Source organism: Janthinobacterium sp. GW823-FHT01H08, from assembly GCF_058797855.1.
In genome coordinates this window covers 5,898,629-5,922,762 of record NZ_CM179504.1, presented here as the reverse complement: position 1 = coordinate 5,922,762, position 24,134 = coordinate 5,898,629, and the positions used below count along the sequence as shown (strand labels likewise).

Annotated in this window: 31 protein-coding genes and 1 tRNA gene; 8 read left to right on the top strand and 24 right to left on the bottom strand. The window is 59.5% G+C overall.

Annotated features, from left to right (window positions below):
• Nucleotides 1–36: 36 nt before the first annotated feature.
• The 6 genes from rfbB (at nucleotide 37) to AC3RCG_RS26655 (ending at nucleotide 4,468) form a co-directional block, all read left to right on the top strand.
• Nucleotides 37–1,122, top strand: coding sequence for a dTDP-glucose 4,6-dehydratase (rfbB, locus tag AC3RCG_RS26680; protein WP_492402361.1), 1,086 nt, complete (start codon nucleotides 37–39; stop codon nucleotides 1,120–1,122).
• Entirely contained in the window at nucleotides 1,122–2,015 is an 894-nt protein-coding gene (gene rfbA, locus AC3RCG_RS26675) for a glucose-1-phosphate thymidylyltransferase RfbA (protein WP_070220506.1), read from the top strand. The genes rfbB and rfbA overlap by 1 nt, the downstream gene beginning before the upstream one ends.
• A gap of 44 nt (nucleotides 2,016–2,059) precedes the next feature.
• Nucleotides 2,060–2,605 (top strand): dTDP-4-dehydrorhamnose 3,5-epimerase, encoded by a 546-nt coding sequence (rfbC, locus tag AC3RCG_RS26670; RefSeq protein ID WP_070220504.1) that lies wholly within the window; start codon nucleotides 2,060–2,062, stop codon nucleotides 2,603–2,605.
• 39 nt (nucleotides 2,606–2,644) lie between these two features.
• Complete coding sequence (rfbD, locus tag AC3RCG_RS26665; RefSeq protein ID WP_492402140.1) at nucleotides 2,645–3,517, top strand: dTDP-4-dehydrorhamnose reductase; 873 nt, start codon at nucleotides 2,645–2,647, stop codon at nucleotides 3,515–3,517.
• Nucleotides 3,518–3,763: 246 nt separating this feature from the next.
• Nucleotides 3,764–3,837 (top strand) — tRNA-Gly (locus tag AC3RCG_RS26660).
• Nucleotides 3,838–4,207: 370 nt separating this feature from the next.
• Nucleotides 4,208–4,468 carry a hypothetical protein gene (locus tag AC3RCG_RS26655; protein ID WP_492402142.1) on the top strand — a complete coding sequence of 87 codons (261 nt, stop codon included), beginning with the start codon at nucleotides 4,208–4,210 and terminating at the stop codon, nucleotides 4,466–4,468.
• Nucleotides 4,469–4,570: 102 nt separating this feature from the next.
• Here AC3RCG_RS26655 and AC3RCG_RS26650 read toward each other — a convergent pair whose 3' ends face one another.
• The 9 genes from AC3RCG_RS26650 to AC3RCG_RS26610 form a co-directional block, all read right to left on the bottom strand.
• Nucleotides 4,571–5,560, bottom strand: coding sequence for a tyrosine-type recombinase/integrase (locus AC3RCG_RS26650; protein ID WP_492402143.1), 990 nt, complete (start codon nucleotides 5,558–5,560; stop codon nucleotides 4,571–4,573).
• A gap of 19 nt (nucleotides 5,561–5,579) precedes the next feature.
• Nucleotides 5,580–5,825, bottom strand: coding sequence for a DUF4224 domain-containing protein (locus AC3RCG_RS26645; protein WP_492402144.1), 246 nt, complete (start codon nucleotides 5,823–5,825; stop codon nucleotides 5,580–5,582).
• A gap of 9 nt (nucleotides 5,826–5,834) precedes the next feature.
• Nucleotides 5,835–6,047 carry a hypothetical protein gene (locus AC3RCG_RS26640; RefSeq protein ID WP_492402146.1) on the bottom strand — a complete coding sequence of 71 codons (213 nt, stop codon included), beginning with the start codon at nucleotides 6,045–6,047 and terminating at the stop codon, nucleotides 5,835–5,837.
• Nucleotides 6,041–6,193 carry a hypothetical protein gene (locus AC3RCG_RS26635; protein ID WP_492402147.1) on the bottom strand — a complete coding sequence of 51 codons (153 nt, stop codon included), beginning with the start codon at nucleotides 6,191–6,193 and terminating at the stop codon, nucleotides 6,041–6,043. The genes AC3RCG_RS26640 and AC3RCG_RS26635 overlap by 7 nt, the downstream gene beginning before the upstream one ends.
• A complete protein-coding gene (locus tag AC3RCG_RS26630; RefSeq protein ID WP_492402148.1) occupies nucleotides 6,190–8,028 on the bottom strand; it encodes a replication endonuclease in 1,839 nt (612 codons plus the stop codon). The genes AC3RCG_RS26635 and AC3RCG_RS26630 overlap by 4 nt, the downstream gene beginning before the upstream one ends.
• Nucleotides 8,018–8,371 (bottom strand): hypothetical protein, encoded by a 354-nt coding sequence (locus AC3RCG_RS26625; RefSeq protein ID WP_034745810.1) that lies wholly within the window; start codon nucleotides 8,369–8,371, stop codon nucleotides 8,018–8,020. The genes AC3RCG_RS26630 and AC3RCG_RS26625 overlap by 11 nt, the downstream gene beginning before the upstream one ends.
• A 101-nt stretch (nucleotides 8,372–8,472) precedes the next feature.
• Nucleotides 8,473–8,874, bottom strand: coding sequence for a hypothetical protein (locus AC3RCG_RS26620; protein WP_492402150.1), 402 nt, complete (start codon nucleotides 8,872–8,874; stop codon nucleotides 8,473–8,475).
• A 120-nt stretch (nucleotides 8,875–8,994) separates the two neighbouring features.
• Nucleotides 8,995–9,258 (bottom strand): Ogr/Delta-like zinc finger protein, encoded by a 264-nt coding sequence (locus AC3RCG_RS26615; RefSeq protein ID WP_492402151.1) that lies wholly within the window; start codon nucleotides 9,256–9,258, stop codon nucleotides 8,995–8,997.
• Nucleotides 9,259–9,488: 230 nt separating this feature from the next.
• On the bottom strand, nucleotides 9,489–9,686 hold the full coding sequence (locus tag AC3RCG_RS26610) for a hypothetical protein (protein ID WP_492402152.1): 198 nt from the start codon (nucleotides 9,684–9,686) through the stop codon (nucleotides 9,489–9,491).
• 312 nt (nucleotides 9,687–9,998) lie between these two features.
• Here AC3RCG_RS26610 and AC3RCG_RS26605 point away from each other — a divergent pair, with 312 nt between their 5' ends.
• A complete protein-coding gene (locus tag AC3RCG_RS26605) occupies nucleotides 9,999–10,436 on the top strand; it encodes a helix-turn-helix domain-containing protein (protein ID WP_492402153.1) in 438 nt (145 codons plus the stop codon).
• A gap of 353 nt (nucleotides 10,437–10,789) precedes the next feature.
• Here AC3RCG_RS26605 and AC3RCG_RS26600 read toward each other — a convergent pair whose 3' ends face one another.
• A complete protein-coding gene (locus AC3RCG_RS26600) occupies nucleotides 10,790–11,536 on the bottom strand; it encodes a hypothetical protein (RefSeq protein WP_492402154.1) in 747 nt (248 codons plus the stop codon).
• A gap of 143 nt (nucleotides 11,537–11,679) precedes the next feature.
• On the opposite strand from AC3RCG_RS26600, the gene AC3RCG_RS26595 reads away from it, so the two are divergent.
• Nucleotides 11,680–11,991 (top strand): hypothetical protein, encoded by a 312-nt coding sequence (locus AC3RCG_RS26595; RefSeq protein WP_492402156.1) that lies wholly within the window; start codon nucleotides 11,680–11,682, stop codon nucleotides 11,989–11,991.
• A 103-nt stretch (nucleotides 11,992–12,094) separates the two neighbouring features.
• Here AC3RCG_RS26595 and AC3RCG_RS26590 read toward each other — a convergent pair whose 3' ends face one another.
• The 14 genes from AC3RCG_RS26590 to AC3RCG_RS26525 form a co-directional block, all read right to left on the bottom strand.
• Nucleotides 12,095–13,327 (bottom strand): phage late control D family protein, encoded by a 1,233-nt coding sequence (locus tag AC3RCG_RS26590; protein WP_492402158.1) that lies wholly within the window; start codon nucleotides 13,325–13,327, stop codon nucleotides 12,095–12,097.
• On the bottom strand, nucleotides 13,324–13,932 hold the full coding sequence (locus AC3RCG_RS26585) for a phage tail protein (RefSeq protein ID WP_492402159.1): 609 nt from the start codon (nucleotides 13,930–13,932) through the stop codon (nucleotides 13,324–13,326). The genes AC3RCG_RS26590 and AC3RCG_RS26585 overlap by 4 nt, the downstream gene beginning before the upstream one ends.
• Nucleotides 13,933–13,946: 14 nt before the next feature.
• Nucleotides 13,947–16,817: a phage tail tape measure protein gene (locus AC3RCG_RS26580; protein ID WP_492402160.1), complete on the bottom strand. Its 2,871-nt coding sequence runs from the start codon at nucleotides 16,815–16,817 to the stop codon at nucleotides 13,947–13,949.
• Nucleotides 16,818–16,931, bottom strand: coding sequence for a GpE family phage tail protein (locus tag AC3RCG_RS26575; protein WP_071650284.1), 114 nt, complete (start codon nucleotides 16,929–16,931; stop codon nucleotides 16,818–16,820).
• An 8-nt stretch (nucleotides 16,932–16,939) separates the two neighbouring features.
• A complete protein-coding gene (locus tag AC3RCG_RS26570) occupies nucleotides 16,940–17,248 on the bottom strand; it encodes a phage tail assembly protein (RefSeq protein WP_492402161.1) in 309 nt (102 codons plus the stop codon).
• Nucleotides 17,249–17,287: 39 nt separating this feature from the next.
• Nucleotides 17,288–17,797, bottom strand: coding sequence for a phage major tail tube protein (locus AC3RCG_RS26565; RefSeq protein ID WP_456148785.1), 510 nt, complete (start codon nucleotides 17,795–17,797; stop codon nucleotides 17,288–17,290).
• Between the two features lie 50 nt (nucleotides 17,798–17,847).
• Entirely contained in the window at nucleotides 17,848–19,023 is a 1,176-nt protein-coding gene (locus tag AC3RCG_RS26560) for a phage tail sheath protein (RefSeq protein ID WP_492402162.1), read from the bottom strand.
• A gap of 31 nt (nucleotides 19,024–19,054) precedes the next feature.
• On the bottom strand, nucleotides 19,055–19,543 hold the full coding sequence (locus AC3RCG_RS26555; RefSeq protein ID WP_492402163.1) for a hypothetical protein: 489 nt from the start codon (nucleotides 19,541–19,543) through the stop codon (nucleotides 19,055–19,057).
• Between the two features lie 2 nt (nucleotides 19,544–19,545).
• Nucleotides 19,546–20,769, bottom strand: coding sequence for a phage tail protein (locus tag AC3RCG_RS26550; protein ID WP_492402165.1), 1,224 nt, complete (start codon nucleotides 20,767–20,769; stop codon nucleotides 19,546–19,548).
• 26 nt (nucleotides 20,770–20,795) lie between these two features.
• Entirely contained in the window at nucleotides 20,796–21,416 is a 621-nt protein-coding gene (locus AC3RCG_RS26545) for a phage tail protein I (RefSeq protein WP_492402166.1), read from the bottom strand.
• Nucleotides 21,409–22,320, bottom strand: a complete 912-nt coding sequence (locus tag AC3RCG_RS26540) for a baseplate assembly protein (protein ID WP_492402168.1) — start codon at nucleotides 22,318–22,320, stop codon at nucleotides 21,409–21,411. Before AC3RCG_RS26540 ends, AC3RCG_RS26545 begins: the two co-directional genes overlap by 8 nt.
• Nucleotides 22,317–22,652, bottom strand: coding sequence for a GPW/gp25 family protein (locus tag AC3RCG_RS26535; RefSeq protein WP_492490394.1), 336 nt, complete (start codon nucleotides 22,650–22,652; stop codon nucleotides 22,317–22,319). The genes AC3RCG_RS26540 and AC3RCG_RS26535 overlap by 4 nt, the downstream gene beginning before the upstream one ends.
• Nucleotides 22,653–22,657: 5 nt before the next feature.
• Nucleotides 22,658–23,311, bottom strand: a complete 654-nt coding sequence (locus AC3RCG_RS26530) for a phage baseplate assembly protein V (protein ID WP_492402171.1) — start codon at nucleotides 23,309–23,311, stop codon at nucleotides 22,658–22,660.
• A gap of 165 nt (nucleotides 23,312–23,476) precedes the next feature.
• Nucleotides 23,477–24,124: a GIY-YIG nuclease family protein gene (locus tag AC3RCG_RS26525; protein ID WP_143450693.1), complete on the bottom strand. Its 648-nt coding sequence runs from the start codon at nucleotides 24,122–24,124 to the stop codon at nucleotides 23,477–23,479.
• Nucleotides 24,125–24,134: the final 10 nt, after the last annotated feature.

The window sequence follows — 24,134 nt, the reverse complement described above, 5'->3', positions numbered from 1 at the left end:
GGAACGCCTGTGAATTCGTTCAAGTGAGCAAAGGAAATTAATATGATTTTAGTGACTGGTGGCGCCGGCTTCATCGGTTCCAACTTTGTAAGAGACTGGCTGGCGCTCAACGATGAGCCTGTAATCAATTTTGACAAACTGACCTACGCTGGCAATCTCAGCAATCTGGCCAGTCTGGAGCAAGACCCGCGGCATATCTTCGTACGCGGCGATATTTGCGATACTGCCCACGTCTCCCGCCTGCTGGCCGAACACCAGCCCCGTGCCATCGTGCATTTTGCCGCAGAGAGCCATGTCGATCGCTCGATCCATAGCCCCGGCGAATTCATTACCACCAACGTCAACGGCACCTTCAGCCTGCTCGAGGCCGCACGTGCTTACTGGTCTGGCCTGACAGGCGACGCCAGGGACGGCTTCCGTTTCCTGCACGTCTCGACCGACGAGGTGTACGGCACCCTGGGACCGAACGACCCGCCATTTACGGAAACGACGCCGTATGCGCCCAACAGTCCCTATTCGGCATCGAAAGCGGCGTCCGATCATCTGGTGCGCGCGTATTTCCATACCTATGGCATGCCGGTGCTTACCACCAACTGCTCTAACAACTATGGTTCCTTCCATTTCCCGGAAAAACTGATTCCGCTCATCATCAGCAATGCCCGTGCCGGCAAGGCCTTGCCTATCTATGGCGATGGTATGCAAGTGCGCGACTGGCTGTACGTGGGCGACCATTGCGCGGCGATCCGCCGCGTCCTGGAAGCGGGACGCCTGGGCGAGGTCTACAACGTGGGCGGCTGGAATGAAATGGCCAATCTGGAAGTCGTGCATATCTTGTGCGACATCCTCGATACGCTCGATCCCAAGGCGTCCGGCAGCTATCGCGAACAAATCACCTACGTACTGGATCGCCCAGGCCACGACCGTCGCTATGCCATCGACGCGCGCAAGATCGAGCGCGAACTGGGCTGGAAGCCGGCCGAAACCTTCGCCACTGGCATCCGCAAGACCGTCCAGTGGTATATGGACAACCAGGTCTGGGTACGTGATGTGCAGTCGGGCGATTACCTGAAGTGGGTAGAGAAAAATTACGCGGCACGCGACACAGCCGAGGAGCAGCAATAATGGGAAACGCCATCGAACGCAAGGGCATCATCCTCGCAGGCGGTTCCGGCACGCGCCTGTACCCTGTCACCATGGCCGTGTCGAAGCAGCTGCTGCCCGTGTATGACAAGCCGATGATCTACTATCCGCTGACCACGCTGATGCTGGCTGGCATACGCGACATCCTGATCATTTCCACACCACAAGATACGCCGCGCTTCCAGGAGTTGCTGGGTGACGGCAGCCAGTGGGGCATCAAACTCAGCTACGCCGTGCAACCCACGCCGGATGGCCTGGCACAGGCGTTCATCATTGGCAAAGAATTTGTCGGCAATGCGCCATCGGCCCTGATTCTGGGCGACAACATCTATTATGGCCATGACTTTGAAACGCAGTTGCGCGTAGCCTCGGCACGCACCAGCGGCTCGACCGTGTTCGCTTACCATGTCACCGATCCGCAACGCTATGGCGTGATCGATTTCGACGCGCAACGTCACGCCGTCAGCATCGAGGAAAAGCCGCTCAAGCCAAAATCGAATTACGCCGTCACCGGCCTGTATTTCTACGACAGCCAGGTCTGCGACATCGCCGCCAGTATCGTGCCTTCTGCGCGTGGCGAGCTGGAAATCACGGATGTCAACCGCGCCTACTTGGAACGCGGCCAATTGAACGTCGAATTGATGGGCCGCGGCATGGCCTGGCTTGATACGGGCACCCATGAATCCTTGTTGGAAGCGGGCCAATTCATCGCTACCATTGAAAACCGCCAGGGCTTGAAAGTTGCCTGCCCCGAGGAAATCGCTTACCGCAAGGGATATATCGATGCCGCCAAACTGGAGCAGCTAGCCCGGCCGTTGAAGAAAAACGCCTACGGTCAATATCTGTTGCGTTTGCTCGACGACAAAATATTCTGAGGTGCGCTGCGCTTTCCACCTAGTTCATACGATACCGATATACCATGCAAATCCAGACCACAGCCATACCTGACATATTGATACTCGAACCGACGGTATTCGGTGACGACCGCGGCTTTTTCTATGAAAGCTTTAACCAGAAGCGCTTTGCCGAACTGACCGGCGTTACGCGCTCTTTCGTGCAAGACAATCATTCCAAGTCGGCCAAGGGGGTGTTGCGCGGCCTGCATTATCAGATCCAGCAGCCGCAAGGCAAACTGGTGCGCGTCACCGCCGGCGCAGTATTCGACGTCACTGTCGACCTGCGTAAAAATTCGCCAAGCTTCGGTCGCTGGGTCGGCGTGGTGCTGTCGGCTGCCAACAAACGCCAGCTATGGATTCCCGAAGGCTTCGCCCACGGCTTCCTGGTAACCAGCGACAACGCTGAATTTTTGTACAAAACCACCGATTACTGGGCGCCGGAATTTGAGCGTAGTATCTTGTGGAATGATCCGGCAATCGGCATCGACTGGCCGCTGGACGGCGAACCGCTCTTGTCGGGCAAGGACAAAGCCGCGACGTTGCTGGCCCATGCCGACGTCTTTGCCTGAGCACGGCAAGACAGCCGTGCCGCATTCACTGGAACAATTATGAGCCGTATCTTAATTACAGGAAAAACCGGCCAGGTTGGCTACGAACTGGAACGCAGCCTGCAAGGCCTGGGAGAAATCATAGCGCTCGACCGCAGGCAGATGGATCTGGCCGATTTGACCCAGGTACGCGACATGATCCGCCGCATCAAGCCGACGCTGATCGTCAACCCGGCCGCCTACACCGCCGTCGACAAGGCGGAAAGCGAGCCAGAGTTGGCCATGCGCATCAATGGCGAGGCGCCGGCTGTCATGGCCGAGGAAGCAAAAAAATTAGGTGCTGCAATGATTCATTACAGCACTGATTATGTCTTTGATGGATCGAAAAACGGTCCCTATGTCGAGACCGATCCGACGTGCCCTGTCAATGTGTACGGCAGTAGCAAGCTGGCCGGCGAACAGGCGATCCAGGCAGCCGGCATCCCGCATCTGATCCTGCGCACCAGCTGGGTCTACAGCATGCATGGAAAGAACTTTCTGCTGACCATGCTCCGCCTGGCGCAGGAGCGCGACGAGCTCAGTATCGTTTCCGACCAGGTCGGTGCACCCACCTGGAGCCGCACCATCGCCGACACCACCGCGCATATCGTGGCGCAAAGCGTCGTTGCCACGAACCGCCAAGCGTGGTGGGACAAACGCTCTGGTTTATATCACTTGACGGCACAAGGACAAACCAGCTGGTTCGGCTTCACTGAGGCGATCATGGCACATGCCTCGATTGCCAAGAAGCCGCGTCTCAGACCGATACTCGCGCAAGCCTACCCGGTACCCGCACGGCGGCCTGCCAATTCGGTGCTGTCTTCGGAACGGTTGAAGAAGACCTTCTGCGGATTGCCGCAGTGGCAGGATGCGTTGAAGCTATGCCAGGACTGAGGATATAAAACATGTAAGAGAAACAATTGCCGTTGTAAAGCTGAACTAGCGGGGCAAGCCAGGTCCCGGGCTGCTCAGGCGGAGCCGACAGAATGCTGGCCAACGACCGGAAGTCCAAAGACCTGATCGTTGAAAACGATATCCATGTTTGCCATATGGTCCAGGTCCTGAAGAGGACGTCGCAGCCATGCGCGGCACTCCACAAATTTGCCAAGTACTCGCCATCCCGCGTAAAATGCAGGCTTCGCGGGTGTAGCTCAATGGTAGAGCAGAAGCTTCCCAAGCTTACGACGAGGGTTCGATTCCCTTCACCCGCTCCAGTCAAAAATGGCGAAAAACTCGTTTTCGCCGCTCCTCAAAGCCAAACTGCTCCACAAAACGGTATCAAACCATTTTTTTTGGGGTTGAACCTCTCACACACCTCTGAAAAATATAATGTTTAAAAGTCCACTTTTTGCCCAGCTGGAGTGTTTTGTTTGGCGTGGTAATGTGTGACTTTTTTTCATCGATATTTTGGTAAGCTACCGAGCTATTATTGGTTTATGGCAACCATTTGGCTGCCGATGTGTTAGATATCATAGTAAGTGTTCGATGCTAACGAATATGAATATCTTTCTAGCCATCAATATATGTTCACTACCGGGCTCATTTGGTAGTACGAAGATTCCTTAACCATTTGATATCCTAAAAATGAATACTTATTACTTTGAATTAAAGGGCGTAACTCCCGCGAACTTGCAAGCTGTGATCGCTGCATTGAGCGCAGTACCAGGTTGTATTTGCACTTTAATAAAAACGGTTATGGGAGGCTATCTGGTTTCCGTATCTACCGACCTGACGGAGGATGATGCTTTATCTGCGGTAAATGCTGCGCTGGCTCACCTTAATGTTGTAGCAGTAAAAACTTTAAACCTCACACCACATAAAAATACACATAAAGGGCCAAAATAGGGTTTGATATAGATTTTGAAAAATAGACGGAAATCGTCTATTTTTCGTCATTTTCCTAAAGGCCGTCAGTGTCGATATTTGAGAAGTACGGCTGGCATAAATCTACTTCGTCGGGGCCACAATCTTGCCTCGTCGTAAGTAGTGCCGCTGAGTCGTTTTCACACTGTCATGCCCTAAAAGATCGCTGGCTGCCTGATCGCCGCGGTCATCCGAAGTATCATCGGCCGCCTTCGCGCGCAGGTCGTAGAACCAAAATGCCATGATGTCCTGCGCCAACTCGGGCGCATGTTCTGCCGCTTGCTTCTTTGCCGCGTCGAATTGTGTGCGCAGTGCAGGCGCCGTGAGGCGCTTACCATGCATATTGGTCAGTAGGGCACCTGTCACAATCTTGTGCGTCGCCTTGCGTGCCCGGATCCGCTCCATCAGCTTGGCCAGCTCGCCTGTAATCGTGATGCGCAGTGGTTGCTTGGTTTTTTGCTGCGTGATGATCAGATAGCCGTCGACGATGTCACGCACAGTCATGCGCAACGCATCGGCGGGACGCTGGCCAGTCAGGTATGCCAAGTCCATCGCATCGAGTAGTGGGGCACTGGCATGTTTGCGTACCGCTGCAAATACCTCGTCGGTAATGTAGACGGTTCGCTTTGCCAAAGAATGGCCCTGGATGCCCTCGCATGGGTTTGGCAGGTCTGTATAACCCCAACCACGTGCATGGTTCCACATGGTCGAAAATACGCGTTTGCAGCGGTTCGCAGTGGTCGGCTTGTCTGCATGGTCATCGAGAAACTGCCGAATGTGCATAGGCTTGATCTGGTCGAGCGGTGCCTCGTGAAAGGCTGCGAGCAGATGCTTGATGTCTGATCGATACATGCGGGCTGAGCTGACGGCCAGCTTTGGCACTGCCTCGACCAGGTAGCGCTTTTGTACATCGGAAAACGTCGCGCCGGCGGTTGGCTCAACCACGATGTTTAGCTCGGCATACTTCCTAAGTGCCAGGATGAAGTCGGGTCCAAGTGGAATTTCCTTACGCGGCTTGTCTTTGGTGTACATGTAGTAGTACACCTTGCCGCTGCGCTGGGTACGCGGATGCATGCACGGCGGCATGTTCAAATTACGTGTGTTTCGTCGGCCCATTTTTATTGATCCTTGGCATTACCCATGTTTTTTCCCGTGGCGCTTCTTTGCGCCCCTCAACTGCAGCGACCGCGACAACCGGCCGTCCGATGGCATTGACCCAAAATGGGAGGCCCATCTTCCGCAGTGCCTCAATTTGCTTCGTTTTCATCTTCCGGCCGGTCAGGGCGCAAATATCGTCCATCGACAGGAAGGTGGCATTCGTCGCGATGCGGTTTGCCATACCGTGTCCCTAACTCAATGCGGGCAAGATTGCTGCCAGCGGCACGGCCCGAAACATGCCCGGCCACTGGTGATCCAGCTCCACCCAGGCGTGCAGCTCGCCATTGCCCACGTCGCGGCGCAGGTCGTTGACGGTGCCGGCCTGGTAGCCTTCGTCGGTATCGAACGTAACGCGGTCGCCTAGGGCGATTTGCCGCGGCGAATTGGTCAGGGTGTTCAGCATTGCGGTGCTCCTTTCAGTTTGGCGGTAACGCCGCACACGCCGAAGTGGTCGAGGGCGGCCTGGATCGCGTCGCCGCTGGAAGCGGCAATCGCGGCATATTCAAAGCGTTCGGTTTGCGTGCGAACGATCACGGCAAAGGTGCTCATGTGCCATTTCCTTCATTGGGTGGGTTGTCGGGGACGATCAGCCGGGGATACGGGCAGGCGTTGACGGCCGCCCAGGCGGCAATCACGGCTGTTTTTGCCTCGTCAGGCAGGTCAGGGATAGGCGCCGCTGGCGGCGCGGCCGGGGCAGGGCCAACGGGGTGCGTACAGTTATTTACACGAGTCCGAGGAACGGCAACCCCAACAGCCACCCCGCGCGCGCCTGTGGCCTGTACCGGCGTCCACGTATGGCGCACGGACTTGAAGACCACACCGATCAGATCGCTGCAGCGCACGCCGTAGGGCGTGATGCGCTGGGTTTCGCCGTAGCGGCCGATGACGGTCTTTTCGTCCTTGGCCAGCGTGACGACCAGTTCCTTGCGCGGCACCAGGGCGCCGCCCTGGGCGCGCAGGTATTCGGCCCAGCAGGCGCGCTTTTCGCCGTCGATCTTTTGCACGGCATCCCAGGCGCGGCGCATCGCGGCCGGCGCCTCGTTGAGCATGTTTTCCTCGATGCGGCGCAGTTCGCGCCACACGGTGACAGGCGCGCCGCCCCATTGCTGGAATTGGCGGATGCCCCAGCACGCGGCCCAGGACTCGACGCGCGCGGAGGGCGTCAGCTCGACATCGCCTTCGGTGTCGGCCGTGACGACGTAGCCTTCTTTCGTCTTGTGCTCGGCCACGCCGTCGATGTTCTTGGCCACGTACTTGGCGATATAGCCGGCGGCGCTGCCCTTGGCCCAGTCGATGCGTTTCACGTCCAGGCGACGCGCGAAGGCGCCCGGTTCGCCACGGTCCACGCGCCAGGCGTAGCGCTTCATGATGCGGATGGCGCGGCCTGCGACGTCCCGCAGGTGGGCCGTCTTGTATTTCGCGGTGGGGCGCACGAACAGCAGCAAATGCCAGTGCGGGCAGCCATCGTGGTGCGGCTCGGCGATGCGAAAGCCGTACAGGCCGATGCCACGGCGCGCCAGCGCGGAGCGGCACAGCGATGTCATCTTGCCTAAATATGCATTGGCCTCGCGCGGCGTCGAGCCGTCGAACTTGTCGTTCGGCTTGCCGCTGTGCTGCATGGCGTGAAAGCGAGATGGGCACGTCCAGGTGATAAAAATGCCCTGGTCGCCGCACTCGCGGGCGATCTGCTCAAAGCCGTTGATGCGCAACATCAGCTCGCCGCGCCGGATGGCCTTGTTTGCCGTCGTTTTCTCTGCCAGTTCGGCGATGCTGAATTGCTGGCCGTTCTCGTTCTGCACCAGGGTGGCGGCCAGCGCTGCCGCGTTGCGGCGGTTCTGCGCCAGGCGCGACAGCACTGCGTCGTTGCTGGCGTAGGGTTCGCCGCGATAGTTCACGTAGCCGAGGCGGATATTTCCCGCTTCAAAGGCGCGCTTGACCCGCTTGCGCAACTGGCGGCGCCACCAGCGGGCGTCCACCAGGCGGGCGATGGTGTCGGCCAGCGTGTCGAACTCGGGCAGCTCGATGCCATACGAAGTGCATTCGTCTTCCATGATCTGTAGGGCATGCGTTTCAGATATGGCCATCCACAGCATTCTGGTGACGCCAGAGGCAGCGCGCTCGGCGGTGGCCACGATGTCGGCATCGCTCTGCGACAGGTCCACGCCGGCCGGCACGTACTGTTCGGCGAACTCGCGCACAAAGCTGGTGGCGACGGATTCATAGACTTTGTACCAAGACGACCAGGCCATTTTGGCCAGGGCGGCCGTGATGACACGGTTGCGCCATTTGTACGGGATGCGGGCCAGCTCGGGCGCGAACTGGGCGGATCGCAAGAAGGCTTCGTGACGTTGCGGGGCAGGCAGCAGGATTTGTTTAGATTGCATTCAACAGTCTTTCGTACACACGGATAGCGGCAGAGGTGGCGGCGCGTAGTTCGATGCGCTCTTCCTCGGTAAATGAGTGGATGGGCGATTCCCAGCGGTCGGCGTCCATGCCGGCGGCGATCAGCACGGAGCGGCGTGCGCCGCGTGGAGACAATCCCCAGGCCTGGGCCATGAAGGGCGCCAGGTTGCGCGGCTTGATGCTGCGTAGCTGGGCCTTGGCTTCGGCGATGGCGGCCAGCGCATGCCCGGCGCCCGGCGGCGTCGGCATGTCCTTGTCGCGCGCGGCCAGAATCTCGGCAGCAGGCTGGAAGGACAGGTGATTGTCGATAAGGGACGCCGGCATGGTTCAGTCCTTGATGAAGCCAATGGCCCGCAGCACGTCGGGAGTAATGACGATCAGGAGCGACAGCAGCCAGATGCCGCAGGTCTTGGCCAGGCGCTGCATCAGCGCGCTCCTGCCTTGAAAAAATGTTCTGCCCAGTACGGGAGCGTGTGCGATGCGCCGCTGCAGTGCCGGGAACCCGCTTCAGTGGCGAAAATGTAGTTCACCTCGATGGGCAGCTTGCCGACCAGGTCGCGTTGCTTGGCTGGCGCGAAAAAGCCGTTACGCTCCAGCGCATGTGCATCGCTGACGATGAAGGTCAGATTGGCAGCGCCGTAGGCGTGGTAGGTCTTGGCAATCTCATGGATGCGGGCGGTCAGCGCCGCGATGCCGATGCCCGCGCTGGCTTGCAGCAGAAAACACGTTGGTGCCACGGGGACAATGCAATTTTGCAAGGTTGGGCGGATCGTGCTTGATGCCATGGATTTGTCGGCATGACGGGTGGCGTGCAGCGTGTTTTCCATCGGTTTTCCTTATTTCAGGTTGAACGAATCCCGCACGCTCAAAAGGGAGCGCAGCAGGGCACAGCAAAAGAGGGGAGTTACGGCGGCCGGGCTACGGTGGCGCGAGGATCGGGATAGTCATCAGCAGCTCGCTGTCAGATCCAGGGCCAGCTGGCTGGTGGCCGCCGTGCGCGCATGCTGGGACATCGGGATGCGGATATCCGGCTTGGGCATGGCGGACAGCGAGAGGGTGCGCAGCACTTCCAGGCCTGCCACGAAGGAGTGCCCGCAGTCCGGGTTCTGGCACATGTAGGTAATTTCCTTGAACATGGCGGACATCGTGCGGCTTTTGACGGCGCGGACGGTGTATTCGCAATGCGGGCAGGGCAGGCCGATGACTCTCATTTGTTCTTTCTTTTCACTTGATACAGGGCACGGCCTCGGCCGCTCATCTTGCGAATCCCGATTCGTACGTTATCCTTAATCAACCACTCGATAGCCTGGTCGATGGTGTCCAAGCCCTGCTGTATTCGGACACGTTCAAACGTGTCTTGGTCTTCATCGCATGTTTCTACAGGTACGGAACGGTCGGGCATATTTTCGGCTGCTCAAAAGTTGCTGATTGGTGACTTCATTTAGGCAGCAATGCCGGGTAATGTGGCACTGTTGTCGTAGCCAAGCACTATTGCCGCCTGGCGAAGCGCGAGCTGCCGCAGAAACGGAGCCAGTTCCTCGCCCTGATAATTGGCGATGGCGGCCAGGACGTCATACTCATATTCGTCAAGGCGCACCATGACACGGTTGTTGCGGACGCGTTTTGGATCGGGATACATGGGCCTGCTCCTGTGCAGTTAAGCGTGATGGATAAGGGAGAATTGTTCGAGTTCGGCCTCGTAAGATTGAAGGCCACGTAGCAGCATCAGGCGCATAAACGATGCTCGCGAACGGGAGTCTTGCTGTGCAAATTTTTCGACGCGTTCGATCTCAGGGGGGAGCAAGCGAATCGGGATTGGCTGCGAAAGTGCGTTCTTCGGCTGGCGCGTGACTGGAGCGGTAGATGTCATAGGATATGATTTGTATACGTCACATGGTAATGACGTCACTTTAGTACAAAAAATTGTACTTTGTAACTAAAAGATCGACATATGGATACATTTGGGCAGCGCTTAAAAAGCGAACGGAAACGACTTGGCATGACTCAACCGGAATTCGCACTGGTTGGGAAGGTCGAGAAGGGTACGCAAATAAATTACGAACAAGACAAGAGATTTCCAAGTGCGGATTATCTAATTGCTATCGCATCAGTGGGTGTTGATACGCAATATGTGCTGCATGGTACGGCGGCAAGTAGTGCATTGACGGATGACGAGAATGAGTTGCTAGTCGGCTATCGTAAGTTGGATTTGCGTGGGAAAGCGCGCGTACTTGGCGTTGTTGAGGGGATTACAGAACCTACGAACGTGCCGCCAGCAAAATCGGCAGAACGTAATACCCAGATGGTATTTCATGGCAAAGTAGGCCAGCAGATTCACGGAGACATCACAGCGCCCCAAACGATCAACGTCGGCGGCAAAAAAAAATAGTCAACGCAACTCATGGCAGAAACGAAAGTTCTCGCTGCTAAAGCGGGTGAGCCGATGGAAAATCGCCACACTTTCCATACTGGCGTTTGCCTGCTGCTGGCCTCTGTATAAGTGTGAAGTGATGGCCACGGCGGCAAACAGATTCATTAGAAATTCATGTTATTACGACGGGAAGGCTTTCACTGTCGGCATTGTCATTGAGACGGCGCCGGGTATCAAATGCGAGTGCTCTTCCACTGCCTCTGATGCGTCGCCAACTTGGGTGAACGGCGGCTGGAGTTAGCCAATGGCGCAAAGCCCAATAATCACGTTGTTCGCGATGGGAATACTACCGCTGGAAGAGCTGCCGTCGGTCAGTCTTTTATGCTTCTTAGAGCTTTGCTCAGCTCACCTGCGGCGTGAAGGATTTTCTCTACGTCAGATGCCGGCGGCACGTTGTCTATCGCCCCATCGTCCAGGTCGAGTGCTGCCTCGATCTTTCGAGCCGTTTCCTCGGTGATGCTTCGATGCCCCTTGGAACCTGGCTCTGCCAACAACTGGCTTATATATCCTCGGGTGCACCCGAAGGAAACGGCCAGCCGGGCTTGCGCGCCGTACCCTCTTGCTTCAAGTGCTTTAATCAGATTTTGACGGCGCCACTCGTCCTTAGCTAGTCTCTCTGGGGCTCTTGTTGCGTAGCCAGGTTGTAGTGCATCGAAAACGCCTAGTGATCGCTGCGTCGATTCCTTAAGAGACGCTTGCCGACCTTCCAGTTCGCGTTGGAAATTCGTAGCAGCCTGCTGCCTTTCGTTCCGCATCGTTCGGATTGTATTACCTAAGGAGAGCAACGCGTCTGCTGCTTCAGCTCCGTCTTTATTGGCGACAGTATCCAGTATCAATGTCTCCAAAGTCTCAAATTGCATTTTATATAATTTTGCCCGGATCGCATTGGCCTGATGCTTGAGTTCAAGTGGAAGGGACGTGTGGATTCCTTCCTCCAATACGCGCGCTACCTCTACCGACATTGAAGTGTTTTTGCTGGAAGCTGACCTTTTAAGCCTCTGCACCAGCGCGCGTGGAATACGAACGAAGAGCGGAATTTTGATTTGTTTAGCAATCATGCTATCAGTATAGCAGTTGTGGCGCCTGCCGTTCCGTGAGCGCATCATTTGTTGGCACCACCTTCAGCACTTTGCACGTTGGTTGTGTCTCGGCTGAATGTATTCCCTGTACCTTTTAAAACTTTGATAATTTGGAGTGTGAAATGAAAATCGTGAATGAAATCGTTGGCCGGACTATGTCGGCCGCCGACTCCGCTGTAGTTGCATTAAATGCAACTAGCGAGACGTATGCGTATCTCGAGGCTGAACGTAAAGATGAGCTCGGCCTGCTTTTGAAAAAGGCTGTAGAAATCATTGAGAAAGGCGGCGTCGATCCGCAAACGGCTTTCAATACTGTTGCTGCGCGCGGCCAGTACATTAAGCAACTGTCTCTCGGGATCAAGATGTTCCACCAGGCAGCGGCTGAAATCAAAAACGAGCCCACTGTCCTGTTGGCCGATGTCAAAATTGCATAACCAGGCGAGCTGATATGGCGTGACCGACCTACTGTCTAATCGGAGCATATGGATCAGATAGTAGGCCATCGGATCACATCGTTGGGTTTACACTTATATGCCCCTATGGTTCCTCGCTGTTTTCGCGGATGATGTCCCGCACTTCTTCAATATGCCTCCACGCATGCAGAGCCGCCCGTTTAGCGGCCTGCTTACTTTTGTAAGTGTGTTCCAGCGTCATGAGCTTGCCGGTGGCGCCGGCCTGCTCCTGCCCCGCCTTTTTCTTCTTCGCCGCTACATCCTTCCACTTGGCCACTACGCCCGTGATGCCTTCGTCCGGGTCTTTCTCGTCCTCGCGCTCGGCCTCGACCGCTTCCGTCTTCGTTTCAAATTCCACCCGCGTGGTAAAGCCGCTGCCGCCCAGGCTGTGCGTGACCTTGACCGATAGCCATTCGGTGGCGTCGATCTCGGGCTTGAAACCTGTCACGGTCACGGGCGATTGCGGGAACACGGCCGGGTTGCCCAGGGCCAGGCTCATTTCAAAGGTGGCCAGACCGCGCAGGATGCGCTGCCATTCGGCCACGGCCGCCGCGCGCGCGTCCGTCTCGTTGGCGAAGGTGGTGCGCAGGCGCTTGCTGTTGCCGGGAACGCCGGCCACCACGCTGCGGCGGCGCGCATAGCGCTCGTCATGCCAGAAGGCGCGCACGCCTGTGTAGGCGTCGCTCTCGGCGCTGTGGTAGCGGTGGCCGTCGCCCAGGGCGCGCGTGATGGGGATGACGGGCAGCGCCTTGCCGCTGGCGGTGCGGCTCTGGTTGATGGGAATGAAGAGCAGGGTGTCATTCTTGACGGTGGCCACCGCGTCGTATTTCCTGCCCAGCCGGCGCAGGAAGGCCGCATCGCTTTCGTGCGTCTGGTCGATGTGCTCGATGGCGGTATCGCGCAGGCGCGCCGACACGCTTGATGCCAGCTCGTTGCGAAAGGCGATGGCCTCGATGATGGCGCCCAGGGTGGTCTTGTGAAAGCTGTGCTCCTGCTGCTGTTTGAAGGTGTCGATCAGGTTGGCCGACCTGGCGCGCAAGGTGATGGTGTCGGGCGCGCCGCTGTGCTCTACCTCGTCGACTGTGAACTTGCCCATATCCACCAGGCCGGACGCCTGCCAGCCCAGCGCCAGGGCGATCTGCGCGCCGCGCGGCGGCAGGGCCAGTTTGCCGTCGCTGTCGTCGAGCGAAATGTCGAGCTGGTCGCTCTCGTCGCCACGGCACAGGGTCAAGGTGAGATTGATTAGCCGCGGAGAAACGATGGCCGTCAAATCCTTGTCCTCGATGCTGACCTTGAAGGCGGGGATATGCTCGCTCATTTGAACTTGTCCGCCGCGCTGCCGATGGCGCCGCTGATGCTGCCGCCGATCTTGTCTTTCATCTTGCTGACCACGCCGCCGTATTTCGACGTGATGCCGCCGACCACATTGCCCACCACGCTGCCCACGGCATTCTTGGCCGCGCCCGCGATGCTGCTGGTCATGCCGTCGATACTGAGCATGTTTTTCAGGTCGCCGATGTCGCCCAGGCCCACCATGGCCAGCACGCCGTCGTCATCGCGTTTCAGGGCAATCGAAAATTCCACGCGCCGCGCGCCGCCGCTGCCGTCCAGGATGGTGCGGCCTTCCGTCATGCTGGTGATGCGGTAGGAACCGAGAATGCGGCCCGTGCCCTGGATCAAAATCCACGATTTACCGGTGTCGGCCATCATGCGCAGGGCATCAAGCGAATACAGGGAGCCGGTCAGTTCCGGCGCCACCCAGCCCGACAGGGTAATGGTGTCGTCACCTGGCCCCACGTACTGGTGCGCGTCGCGCAGGCCCACGCGGGCCGTGCTGGCGTGCTTCCATTCCGTTTGCCGCTGCAGCTCGTGATAGGCCAGGGTCGGCAGGCTGAACACGAACATTCCTAAAATCATCATCATGGTGTGCTTCTTTCTTAATCGTGGTCGCGCAAGGACGAGCGGATGCGTGCCGCCTTTTCGCGGTCACGCTGTTCTAACGCCATGCTCACAGCGCGGGCGATGGCCTGGGGATCGGTGCCGGCCTGCACGTTGAAAGTGATTTCGATCTTGTCGCCCTGGATCGTCATGCCGGCGCCGAACCCGCCCTGGGACAGCGGGGCGCGCGTATCGAAGGCGCTGGCCGGCAGGGCGGTGGCCGTGCCGATGGCGATGCCGGCGCCCAGTTGCGTCAGGCGCTGCGCCATGCTCGATACCTTGGCAATCGGCGCGCTCTCGCTGCGGTCCAGGCCCACGGCCAGACCCTGCATGGTGTAGTCGCCGAGCTGGGCAAACACGCGGCTCGGGCTGTGGATGCCCAGCTTTTCCTTGAACCAGGCAATGGTGCTGGACCCGGCATTGCTGATGGCGTCCTTGACGGCGCCCATGGAACCCGTGATGCCGTTGACCAGGCCGCGCAGGATATTGGCGCCGAACTCGGTGAACTGGGCCGGCAGCTGGATGCCAAACCAGCTCAGCACGCCCGCGAACGCCTGGTAAAACACACCGACCGGCGACCAGTTGATAATCAGGGCCGTGATGCTGCCCATGCCGCCGGCGCACACCGTGCGCAGGCGCGACCAGATATCGGCGAAGAAGGCGGCGATAGGTGCCCAGGACGCGGTAATGCGCTGCAGGATGCTGGCGCCAAACTCGCTGAATTTGGCTGGCAGCGCGATGCCGAACCAGCCCAGCACGCCCGCGAAGGCGCGATAGAACAGGCCCAGCGGTGACCAGTTGATGATCAGGCTGCTGACGCCTTTGACTCCGCCGGCAAAGGCGGTCTTGACGTGCGACCAGATGCCGGTAAAGAAACCCTTGATCGGCTCCCAGTATTTATAGATCAGGAAGGCGGCACCGGCGATGACCGTGATGGCGATGCCAATCGGATTGAGCATGAAGGCACGGCCCAGCCACAGCACGGCACGCCCGGCCCACATGAAGGCGCCGCCCAGGCCGCGCAGGATGGGCGTGAGCACGCCGCCCGTCACGCCCATCTTGGCGAACATGATGTGCAGCATGGCATACGGGCCGATCATGGCGGCAATGCCCAGCATCAGCGGGCCGAGCACCAGCAGCAGGCCGGCCAGGATGGCAAAGGCGGTAATCATGACCTTGGCCACGGTCGGGTTGCGTTCCATGAAACCGTTCAGGCGCGTGACGGCGGAAATCGCCATTTCCAGCCCCTGCGCGTACAGCGGCAGGATCTTTTCGCCCATGGTGAGTTTCAAGTTGGCCAGCTTGGACTGCGCCTCCAGTTCCTTGCCGGCGGCCGAGTCGCGCCCCAGCTTTTCCAGCCGGCCGATATCGGCGGCACCACGGTTGAGCTTTTCGTTCTTGTGGATTTGCCCGCGCTGCAAATACATCTGCGAATACAGGTTCGACGCGGTGCGGTTCGAAAAGATGCTACCGATGGCGTCGAGTACCTGGTTCTTGTCTTTGATGCCTTTCTTGGCCAGTTGCGGCAACAACACCTTTTCCATCCACTCAAACTGATTTTCGCGGAACAGCTCGGAACCCAGCAGCGCGCCAGGGTTGAGGAAGGAAAGTTGTCCCGCTTTATCATGCGTGACCTTGCTCTTGTCGCCAATCAGGCCAAATTCTTCCAGTTTCTTGGCCGAGCGCTTGGTGGTGCGGCCCTGGTACAAGTTCTGGTAGGCGCTCATCAGGGACGTGCCGACGCGGTTGCCGCTCATCTCCTGCACCAGCGGTTCCATCTGGTAGTAGAAGGCGTCATCCTTCAAGCCCTTGGCCGCGATGCCGCCTGTTTTAATCATGTTCAGCCATTCATTCGGCCCGACGCGCCCGCCCGTGGCGGTGATGACCTGCTGCACGATGTTGGCCTGGGCTTCAAACTTTTCCTTGCTCTCCAGGCCGCCGCGCAGCTCGATGACCTTGAGCATGTCCATGAACTTGCGTTCGTTGTCGGCACCCTCGGCCTCGCCGAAGAAGGCATGATTGGCAAATTTCATTTTTGCCAGGGTAGGGGCGACCATTTCCGCGTGGTGCACGTCGGCAAAGGCGCTCATGCCGTCGCGCATCAACTGCAGGTTGTCGAGCTGGCTGGTGCCGTAGGTCTTCATGTTGCGCGCGAAAGCGACGGCCTCGGCTGAAACCTTGTCGCCCAGGCCCAGGGCGTTGACGCGGCCCACTTCCGTTTGATAGTGCTTGGCCTCGTTCAGCCCCTTCACGATGGGCGCGCCCAGCACGGCGCCCGTGGCGGTCGCGCCGGCGCCGGCCATGGCCAGGTTGCCCGCCTTGTTGCGCAGCTTATCGGCATGCTGGGTGGCGTTGGTGACGCGCTGCTGCTTTGCGGCGGCGTTGGCCAGCTTCTGCTGCTGCAAGGTCATGGTTTTGTTGGTGGCCTCGATCTCGCGGCGCAAGGTGCGCTCGTGGTTGGCCAGGTCTTTGGTGCCGATGCCGGCGCCCGCCAGCCGCTCACGCATGACCTGCAGTTGCTGGGCCTGCTGCTGGCCGGCCGTCTTCAAGGCGGCGGCCGCTTTGACGGCGGCGTTAAACTCGCGTGTCATGGCGCGCGTGGGTGCTTCCGTCTGTTTCATCTTGGTGGCCAGGCTGGCCACCTTCTGCTGGGCCGCTTCCAGCTTGGTGCGGGTCGCGTCCAGGCCGCCGTGCAACTCGCGGAATTTGCCGATGTTCTTTTGCTGGGCGTTCAGCTCGCGCAAGCGGTCGCTGGTGGCCTTCAAGGCCTTGGCCGTGTCGCTGGAGCCGCCCATGATTTTTTTCAGCGGGCCGGTAATCTTGTCCAGCGCTGCAAATACCACCTGTAATTTCAGATCCCGACCAGCCATCTATTCCGCTCCGCTTCGCTGCCGGGCGCGTTCGCGCCAGGCCATCAGTTCATCAATCGTAAAACCGTCCATCGCTGCCGGCGTCCAGTGGAAGACGCCGGCAATGTCGGCCATGGCGTCTTCTACTTCGCCGGGGATACCGAAAGGCGATCTGCTTTGCTCGCCAAAAAACTGCCTACCTCGACGCCCACGGCCAGCAGGTCGGCCGGGTCCATGTTGGCGATGTCGTGCGCCGTCAGGGTCGGTTCGGTGATGCGCGGCAGCACGATTTGCAGGGCCGACACGTTCAGGTTGGCCAGCTCGATCAGGGAAATGCCGCGCAGGGCGCCCGCCTTGGGCTTGCGCACGGTCAGCGAAGTGATGAAGGTGTCGCCGCGTTTGATCGGCTCGTCCAGTTCGATGACGGATTGGTTTTGGGTATCGTTGGTCATGGTGTTGTCCTTGTGGTGTGGTGGTCAGTAAAAGGGGGATTACAGGCCGCTGGCCTTGCGGATGGCCGCATTGGTATCGACGCCGCCGATGTTCTCGATGCCGCTCATGAAGTCCAGTTCGATGACGGTGGCGCCGTCGATCATCAGCTTGTAATAGCTGCAGGCCATCGTGTATTTGTGCGTGGTGTCGTCGCCCATCTTGGCGCCGCCCATGTCGATTTCCTTATAACGGCCGCGCACGACAACTTCGACGGCGGCCACGTTGCCGTCTTCGTCGTTCTGATAAGCACCGGCAAAGCGCAGCATCACCGCACCGTGCGCATGCGCGCCGTACTGCTTCAAGGCTTCGGCAATCAGGCCGCCGCCGCTCCATTCCAGCGACAGGGCCTCGTTGCCGAAGTCCACGGACACGGGGCCGCTCATGCCGCCGGCGCGGTACTCTTCCATCTTGCGGCTCAGCTTGGGCAAGGTGATTTCGGGCACCATGCCCATGAACAGCACGCCGTTTTGAAATACGTTGAATTGTTTCAGTTTGTGGGGCATGCCCATAGCGTTCTCCAGTGGTCAGTTGCGCCCGCGCCCGGCGGGCACGGGGTCGGTTAAGCGGCGATGCGCGAGGCGAAGTCGGCCAGGTAGCGGTCGGTAATGCGCTGCTGGAAGCGCAGGTTTTCCAGCGGCGGCACGGGCGTGTAGTCGTAGTCGATGGCCAGCTTGCCCGCCTTCAAGGTGTCCTTGTCGTTGTATTGCTCGTCATACCAGGCGTGGCCGTCGATGATGTAGCCCTGTAATTTCAGGTCGCGGAACTTGGCATTGATGCTTTCCAGCATGTCGCGTACCAGGGACGGGTGCAGGGGCAGGTCGACAAAGGCGAAATGCGCCTCGGCGATGGTGTCGGCCAGCACCTGGGCCGTGCGCGTGTAGTTCTCGAAATAGAAGAAACCGCCCGGCGCCTCGCAGGTGCGCGAACCCCAGAAGCGGTAGCCGCCCATGTTAATCAGGGTGGTCACTTCCTTGGCGTTGAGCACGCCGGCGTCGGTGGCCGGGTCTTGCAGGTCGAAAAACACGTCCTGGGTCAAGCCGGTCGGGCCGTTGACGACCACGTTCGACAGCGTCTTGTGCCAGCCCGTTTCCTCGTCGATCTTGGCGCGCAGGCCCATGGCGTAGGCCACGGCGGAAATACTGGCCTCCTCGTCGATGGCGGTATCCCAGTTCACAAAATCGGGCCAGATAATCATGACCTCGCGCTGGCCGAACTGGCCGCGATAGGTAGTGGCGGCCACCACGTTGCTGCAGCCGTACGCGGAGGCATACACGAAGGCGCGCAGTTGCTGCGCCACGCTGGCCAGGGCGTTGGTGACGGCCTTGGTGTCCAGGCCCGGCGCGCCCAGGATGCGCGGTTTCACGCCGAGTTTGCTTTGCGCGGCCAGCAAGGCTTTCACGCCCAGGTACTTGCCGTCCGGCGACACGCCGCCCACCACGTTGGTGGTGGTTTCCGCTTCCGTTTCTCCCTGTTCTACGCGCACGACGACGCACAAGGGCTTGGTCTGCGCGGCGATGGCTTCCAGCGCGCGGTACAGGGTGCCGGTCTTGCCGGCCTTGCCCATGGCGGCCAGCACGTTGGTGACGAGCACGGGCGTGTCGAGCGGAAAGGCGGCCGGGTCGGCATCGTCGGCCGTGGCGATCAGGCCCAGCACGGCCGTGGACACGGTGCGGATGGGGCGCGAACCCTCGTTGATTTCAATGACGCGCACGCCATGGTGGTAGTCGGTGGCCATGTGGCTCTCCTGGTGAGTGGTAAAAAAGGCGTTACTGGGGTGCTGCCGTGCCGGCCTCATCGAAGGCGCGCCGCGCCTCGTCGGACAGGGTGGCGGCGATGCGCGTGAATTCGGCGCTGACGGCCGCCTGCAGCGTATCCATATCCTGCGCGGCGGCGACCGTCGGGCAGATGGTGATGTCGAGCAGGCAGGCACGTGCCGCCGTGATGGCGCGCACCGTGTCCGCGTCGCCGTTGGCCATGGCGGCAAAGCCGATGCCGGCCAGGCGGTTGAGGATGGCGTCACGACGCGCGCGAACGCTATCGAGATAGGCGGCGGACACTTGAGCGTAGGGAATGGCTGGCGGCGGCGTGGTGCGCAGCGTGCCTTTGACAAACTTGAACGATCCGCCCGACGCGCGGGCGGCATGGGCGGCCAGATGGTCCGCCTCGGATACCTCAAACACATCGGACGGGATATCCTGGTACGTGATGTTGACGGGGTAAAAAAAACCTGTGCTCGGGGAATATCTGACGGGCATGATTAGTTTCCAATCGCAAAATAGGATGGGGTGATGCCGGCCGACAGCGCATTTCCGTTGTAGGTGAACAGCCGACAGCCCGTTTTTGTCCTCATACCGACGTTGATGTTGCTGGGCAGACTGGACCCGCTTCCGCCTTGCCCTTCATATCCAGTGAAGACGTGAAAACACGCGTTTGGAAACGGAATCGGAAAGATCACATCGACATAGCCGGATTCCGGTGTCTGCGCGCCGCCGCCCCATTGCAGGATCATGCCGCCGGGTTGTTTCTGGTAGCCGCTCGAAGACAACATTGCCGCAAAGTCGGCGTTGCGCCACAGCTCGGCGGTCGAGTCGATGACTTGCCAAACCTTTGCCCCGGTCGCCATAAGGGTCAGGAATTGTCCCGGCTTGATTGTGATGCTCGGCACACTGCTGACATCAAATCCAATGCTCACGCCTGGCGCGGCAAGAATGGTGCCGCCATTGAACAGCCCGAAAAACTTGACGCACTTGCCGGAATTGTTGGGAATACCAAGCGATACCGGGTCGGGAATGGTGATGGCCTTGCCCGCAGTCGGGAAGTACAGGGCGCAGCCCATATCCTCGGCGGTGAGCGTGCGGCTTTCAGTGACCTCGGCATCGCGCACCAGGTTTCCTTGCGCCTGCTGTACAAAATCGGCATTGACCAGTTTTTTCGACGCGTCAAACTTGGCCAGCGTCTTCACCTCCTTTAGGCTGTATTGCGGGTGCGGGTCCTGGGCGGCCAGGTGCTGGGCCATCAGCGTGTCGCTGTAGGCGCGGACAACGATGTCCTGCTCATCGGCATACTGGCGCGTGGCCAGGATGACGGACGGATCGATTTTCAGTTCGATGGCGGCCGTGCTGGCGACGATCAGCACCACGCGCACCACTTGCGTGCGCCCGCTGCCCTCGACCATCAAGGGCTTGTAGCTGGGCGGGCAGTTGGCCACGGCGCACAGGTCGCCCGCCTCGTCGTAGATGCCGATTTCGCGCAGCCACCAGCCGCCCACGTCCTCGGGCAAGACTTGCTCGACGATGATCTGGCTGGCGTTGGCCGGATCGATGGCGAGCTGGTTCAGGTCGGCGCGGCGCACTTCATGCACCAGTGCCTTTTGCAAGCGGTCGGGGATCGGCAGGGCGCCGTTGCCGTCGCCGACGCCCATTTTTTTCAGTTTCAGGGTGTGGCCCAGGGCGATGGCGTTGGCCAGCTTGGCCTCGCCCACCTGCGTCAGAATGGCGAAATATGTGCTCATGGATAGATGGTCATGGTGTCAATGGTATGGGGTGCGCCGCCCTGCAACAGCGTGCCGCGCACTTCGATTTCTTCGGCGATCCACGGATAAACCGTCATCGCATCGCCGTGATAGGTGGCCAGGCCGATCCGCACCTGGCCACGGGTTTCCAGATACAGCGCCAGGCCCGTCAAATGCCGGCTGACGGGCTTGGCGTCGGCGATCAGGCGTTCCATTTCCTGAAACATGGCATCCGTGATGCCCGTGTCGAGCACGCCCACATCGAGGCGGAAAGTACCCGGTACGCCGGGCGGCGTGGTCTGCCACCATTCCGTGATGCGGATCAGATAGCCCAGGGATTCGACCACGCGGCGCACGGCGGCAATCGTGCCCTTGTGCTTGTGGATGAAATAGGCCGCCTTGATGGTGCCGCGCTTGATCGATTCGGGCCAGGCGTCGTCCCAGCGGTCGACGGAACAGGCCCAGGCCAGGAACGGCAGCAGGGCGACGGGGCAGCGGTCGGCGTTCCACAGGTCGCGCAGCGGCACGGGCACGTTGACCAGTTCGGCGCAGGCCACGGCAATGGCGCGCTCCAGCGCCGTGGTGTTCGGCGGAAGAGTGGCAACGTGCTTATTCATCAAGCACCACGACATTGAGCTTGACGGCGGTGCAGCGCGCGGCCTGGGTGGCGTCCAGTTCGATATCAAGGGCCGGGCTGGCCAGTACCACCTTGCGCACGCCTTCGACGTGCACGGCGGCGCTGCAGGCGGAGCGATAAATGCTGTGGCCCAGCGGGCGGCGCGGCTGCGACACGCGCACGGCGTTGGCGCGCGCGGCGTCCAGCAGAATCGGCACTTCCGGCCCGACGCCGATATACAAGGTCGCCTCGATCTGGTAATCGATGACCTGGGCGGCCTGCACGCTCAGGCGGTCGCCCAGGGGGCGCACGTCCTCGGCGTTGAGCGCGCGCGCCACGGTGCCCAAGAGCGCGGCATCGGCGATGCCGGTGTCATTGTTCGCCAGCACCGTGACGACGACGTGCGCCGGCGCCGGGCTGGTGGCGCTCGCGTCCTTGACGCGGCCATCGCTGCTGCGGGCGTGGAATTCGTAGGAGGCTTTCGGGCCGGCGACGGACAGGCCGTCCGGCGCTTCCTGGATGCGCAGGCGGTAGGCGTCGTTGTCTTCCATGACCGCAAGCACGGGCGGCAGGGCGTTGGGATTGGCCGGCGTGATGGTCAAGCGCTCCACATTGACGTTGGCGCCGAGCTGGTCCAGGTCGCCGTCGAGCGCAAACGCCAGCATGACGGCCTTGCCCGCCTCGTTGACGCGGTTGCGCAGGATGGTTTCCTGATACGCGTTCTCTTCCAGCAGCTTGGTGGCCGGTTCCGATTCCAGCTCCAACAGGGCCGTGACAGCGGCGCGCTGGGCTTCCGGCAGCAGGCTCACCAGGTGCGCCTTGCGGCCGGCCAGGATGGCTTCGAAGTCCAGCGCTTCCACCACGCTGGGCGCCGGCAATTGGGTCAGGTCGATGGGCGTGCTCATACTGCGCCGCCTTGCTTGACGGGCACGGACAGGGTGATGCCCTGGCCGTTGGCCGTGCCGTCCAGCAGCAGCGCGATGGCGCCGTCCGTGTCGCGCGTGAGCTGTACGCTGGCCAGTTGCAAGCGAGGCTCCCAGCGGCGCAGGGCAAAGGCGGTGGCGGCGTAGATGCGCAACTGCGTCGCGCTGTTGAGGGGCTGGTCGATCAGCTCGGGCACTTCGGAACCATAGCGGCGGCGCCGAATGCGCGAACCCATCGGCGTGGTGAGAATGTCGGCCACGGACTGGCGCAGGTGGTCCAGGCCCGTCAGGCTGCGCCCGGTGGCGGCGTGCATGCCCATCATGCTTGCGGCCCGCCCGACTGGTCGCCGCCGGCCTTGACGCCGCCGTGCGCATGTTTGACCAGGCTGATGGCGCCGGCCAGCACGTCCTCGCTGGCTTTGATCGTGCCTTGTACGGCCATGGCCACGCCGCCGGCGGCGCCGGCCTTGGCGTTCACGCCGCCGTTCAGGGCGGTGGCGCCGTTGACGATCAGGTTTTGCATGACGGTGAGGTCGCCCGTGCAGATGGTGCTTGGGGCGTTCGACGTCACCTTGTCAGCGGTGATGGTGGCCGTGCCGCCTGGCAGCGTGGCCGTCAGGGCGTGGGCCGCATGGTCGTACTGCACCACGGCCCCGTCGGGGTAATGCGTGGTGTGGATGGTGGGATTGGTTTCGGGTGCGTCAAATGCCTGCGAGTACAGCGCTTGCAGAATGATGCCGCGCGTCAGGTCGCCGCCGGGGGAAAAGATGATGACTTGTTCGCCGACCGTGGGCGCCGACCAGGTGCGCGTGCTGCCGGCACGTCGGGCGGCCCATTTCAGCCATTCCGTGGTGAGTGTCGGCCCGAGCCGCACGCGCGCCTTGGCCCCGTTGACCTCGGCAACGGTGCCCAGGCGGATCAGGTTTTGCAGCAGGCGGGTGAGGTCGGACAGGTCGGCGTTCATGCAGTGCATGTTGCCGAAATCCGCGTGCGGATGCACGCGGGGACGGGTTGATAAAGAGGATAGCGACTACCATTGATATTTATGCGTTGATTTGGTTCAGTGCGTTCCTATCTATTAAAAAATAGAATTAATATGTATTTTTGATATCTATTATGATTTGAAATTGCTATTTTTTTAGCGAAGTGCATAATCGTAGTTTAGCCGTCTTACAAGAATATCGGGCCCAGCTACTAGCATGTCGGCAGCAATATCTATTGCGGCTAACTCCGCAAGGAAATTAGGTCTTTCTGGCCATTTTGACCAACCTTTTTCAAGATCGTAAATAAAAATATCTGGAGCGGAAAATCTCTTGAAATCTTCAGCTTGTTGACGCTTCAATCTGGCTGCATAAGGATTTATGTTTGGAATATATACATGTTTGGTGTAATCAAATTCTAAATCTTCCGTCATAACGTTTTTTAATACGTTTACCGCTTTTCCTACCATTTGGGACAAAACTGCATCTGGTGAAGAATTGAACCATTCTGATTCGCTTCCAGTTGAGTGGTGTTGGATCGAGGTGGCACCTGTTATTTTTTGCAAGTAATGTTCGATATAACGAATTTCGCCATGTTGTTCGGCTGAAACGTGGAAAGCAGCGAAAAGAGTATAGTAGGGATTGGTTGTAGATTGCTGGACTCTGCCCCAAAGAGATTTAGTTGTAAATCCAATTTTTGATTCATCCAAATGCCGGCAGTCGTATGCAATATAAATCCAACCATCTAAGTTAGGGTTGGGACCTCCATAATGGGAAGGCTGTTTTTTATCTATGTATAATGACAATTTTATTCCT

Excerpts from the sequence above, each read along its gene's own strand:
- rfbA (WP_070220506.1), top strand. The coding sequence starts at position 1,122 with ATGGGAAACGCCATCGAACGCAAGGGCATCATCCTCGCAGGCGGTTCC.
- rfbC (WP_070220504.1), top strand. The coding sequence starts at position 2,060 with ATGCAAATCCAGACCACAGCCATACCTGACATATTGATACTCGAACCG.
- rfbD (WP_492402140.1), top strand. The coding sequence starts at position 2,645 with ATGAGCCGTATCTTAATTACAGGAAAAACCGGCCAGGTTGGCTACGAA.
- AC3RCG_RS26655 (WP_492402142.1), top strand. The coding sequence starts at position 4,208 with ATGAATACTTATTACTTTGAATTAAAGGGCGTAACTCCCGCGAACTTG.
- AC3RCG_RS26650 (WP_492402143.1), bottom strand. The coding sequence starts at position 5,560 with ATGCATCCGCGTACCCAGCGCAGCGGCAAGGTGTACTACTACATGTAC.
- AC3RCG_RS26645 (WP_492402144.1), bottom strand. The coding sequence starts at position 5,825 with ATGGCAAACCGCATCGCGACGAATGCCACCTTCCTGTCGATGGACGAT.
- AC3RCG_RS26640 (WP_492402146.1), bottom strand. The coding sequence starts at position 6,047 with ATGCTGAACACCCTGACCAATTCGCCGCGGCAAATCGCCCTAGGCGAC.
- AC3RCG_RS26635 (WP_492402147.1), bottom strand. The coding sequence starts at position 6,193 with ATGAGCACCTTTGCCGTGATCGTTCGCACGCAAACCGAACGCTTTGAA.
- AC3RCG_RS26630 (WP_492402148.1), bottom strand. The coding sequence starts at position 8,028 with ATGCAATCTAAACAAATCCTGCTGCCTGCCCCGCAACGTCACGAAGCC.
- AC3RCG_RS26625 (WP_034745810.1), bottom strand. The coding sequence starts at position 8,371 with ATGCCGGCGTCCCTTATCGACAATCACCTGTCCTTCCAGCCTGCTGCC.
- AC3RCG_RS26620 (WP_492402150.1), bottom strand. The coding sequence starts at position 8,874 with ATGGAAAACACGCTGCACGCCACCCGTCATGCCGACAAATCCATGGCA.
- AC3RCG_RS26615 (WP_492402151.1), bottom strand. The coding sequence starts at position 9,258 with ATGAGAGTCATCGGCCTGCCCTGCCCGCATTGCGAATACACCGTCCGC.
- AC3RCG_RS26610 (WP_492402152.1), bottom strand. The coding sequence starts at position 9,686 with ATGTATCCCGATCCAAAACGCGTCCGCAACAACCGTGTCATGGTGCGC.
- AC3RCG_RS26605 (WP_492402153.1), top strand. The coding sequence starts at position 9,999 with ATGGATACATTTGGGCAGCGCTTAAAAAGCGAACGGAAACGACTTGGC.
- AC3RCG_RS26600 (WP_492402154.1), bottom strand. The coding sequence starts at position 11,536 with ATGATTGCTAAACAAATCAAAATTCCGCTCTTCGTTCGTATTCCACGC.
- AC3RCG_RS26595 (WP_492402156.1), top strand. The coding sequence starts at position 11,680 with ATGAAAATCGTGAATGAAATCGTTGGCCGGACTATGTCGGCCGCCGAC.
- AC3RCG_RS26590 (WP_492402158.1), bottom strand. The coding sequence starts at position 13,327 with ATGAGCGAGCATATCCCCGCCTTCAAGGTCAGCATCGAGGACAAGGAT.
- AC3RCG_RS26585 (WP_492402159.1), bottom strand. The coding sequence starts at position 13,932 with ATGATGATGATTTTAGGAATGTTCGTGTTCAGCCTGCCGACCCTGGCC.
- AC3RCG_RS26580 (WP_492402160.1), bottom strand. The coding sequence starts at position 16,817 with ATGGCTGGTCGGGATCTGAAATTACAGGTGGTATTTGCAGCGCTGGAC.
- AC3RCG_RS26575 (WP_071650284.1), bottom strand. The coding sequence starts at position 16,931 with ATGGCCGACATTGCCGGCGTCTTCCACTGGACGCCGGCAGCGATGGAC.
- AC3RCG_RS26570 (WP_492402161.1), bottom strand. The coding sequence starts at position 17,248 with ATGACCAACGATACCCAAAACCAATCCGTCATCGAACTGGACGAGCCG.
- AC3RCG_RS26565 (WP_456148785.1), bottom strand. The coding sequence starts at position 17,797 with ATGGGCATGCCCCACAAACTGAAACAATTCAACGTATTTCAAAACGGC.
- AC3RCG_RS26560 (WP_492402162.1), bottom strand. The coding sequence starts at position 19,023 with ATGGCCACCGACTACCACCATGGCGTGCGCGTCATTGAAATCAACGAG.
- AC3RCG_RS26555 (WP_492402163.1), bottom strand. The coding sequence starts at position 19,543 with ATGCCCGTCAGATATTCCCCGAGCACAGGTTTTTTTTACCCCGTCAAC.
- AC3RCG_RS26545 (WP_492402166.1), bottom strand. The coding sequence starts at position 21,416 with ATGAATAAGCACGTTGCCACTCTTCCGCCGAACACCACGGCGCTGGAG.
- AC3RCG_RS26540 (WP_492402168.1), bottom strand. The coding sequence starts at position 22,320 with ATGAGCACGCCCATCGACCTGACCCAATTGCCGGCGCCCAGCGTGGTG.
- AC3RCG_RS26535 (WP_492490394.1), bottom strand. The coding sequence starts at position 22,652 with ATGCACGCCGCCACCGGGCGCAGCCTGACGGGCCTGGACCACCTGCGC.
- AC3RCG_RS26530 (WP_492402171.1), bottom strand. The coding sequence starts at position 23,311 with ATGCACTGCATGAACGCCGACCTGTCCGACCTCACCCGCCTGCTGCAA.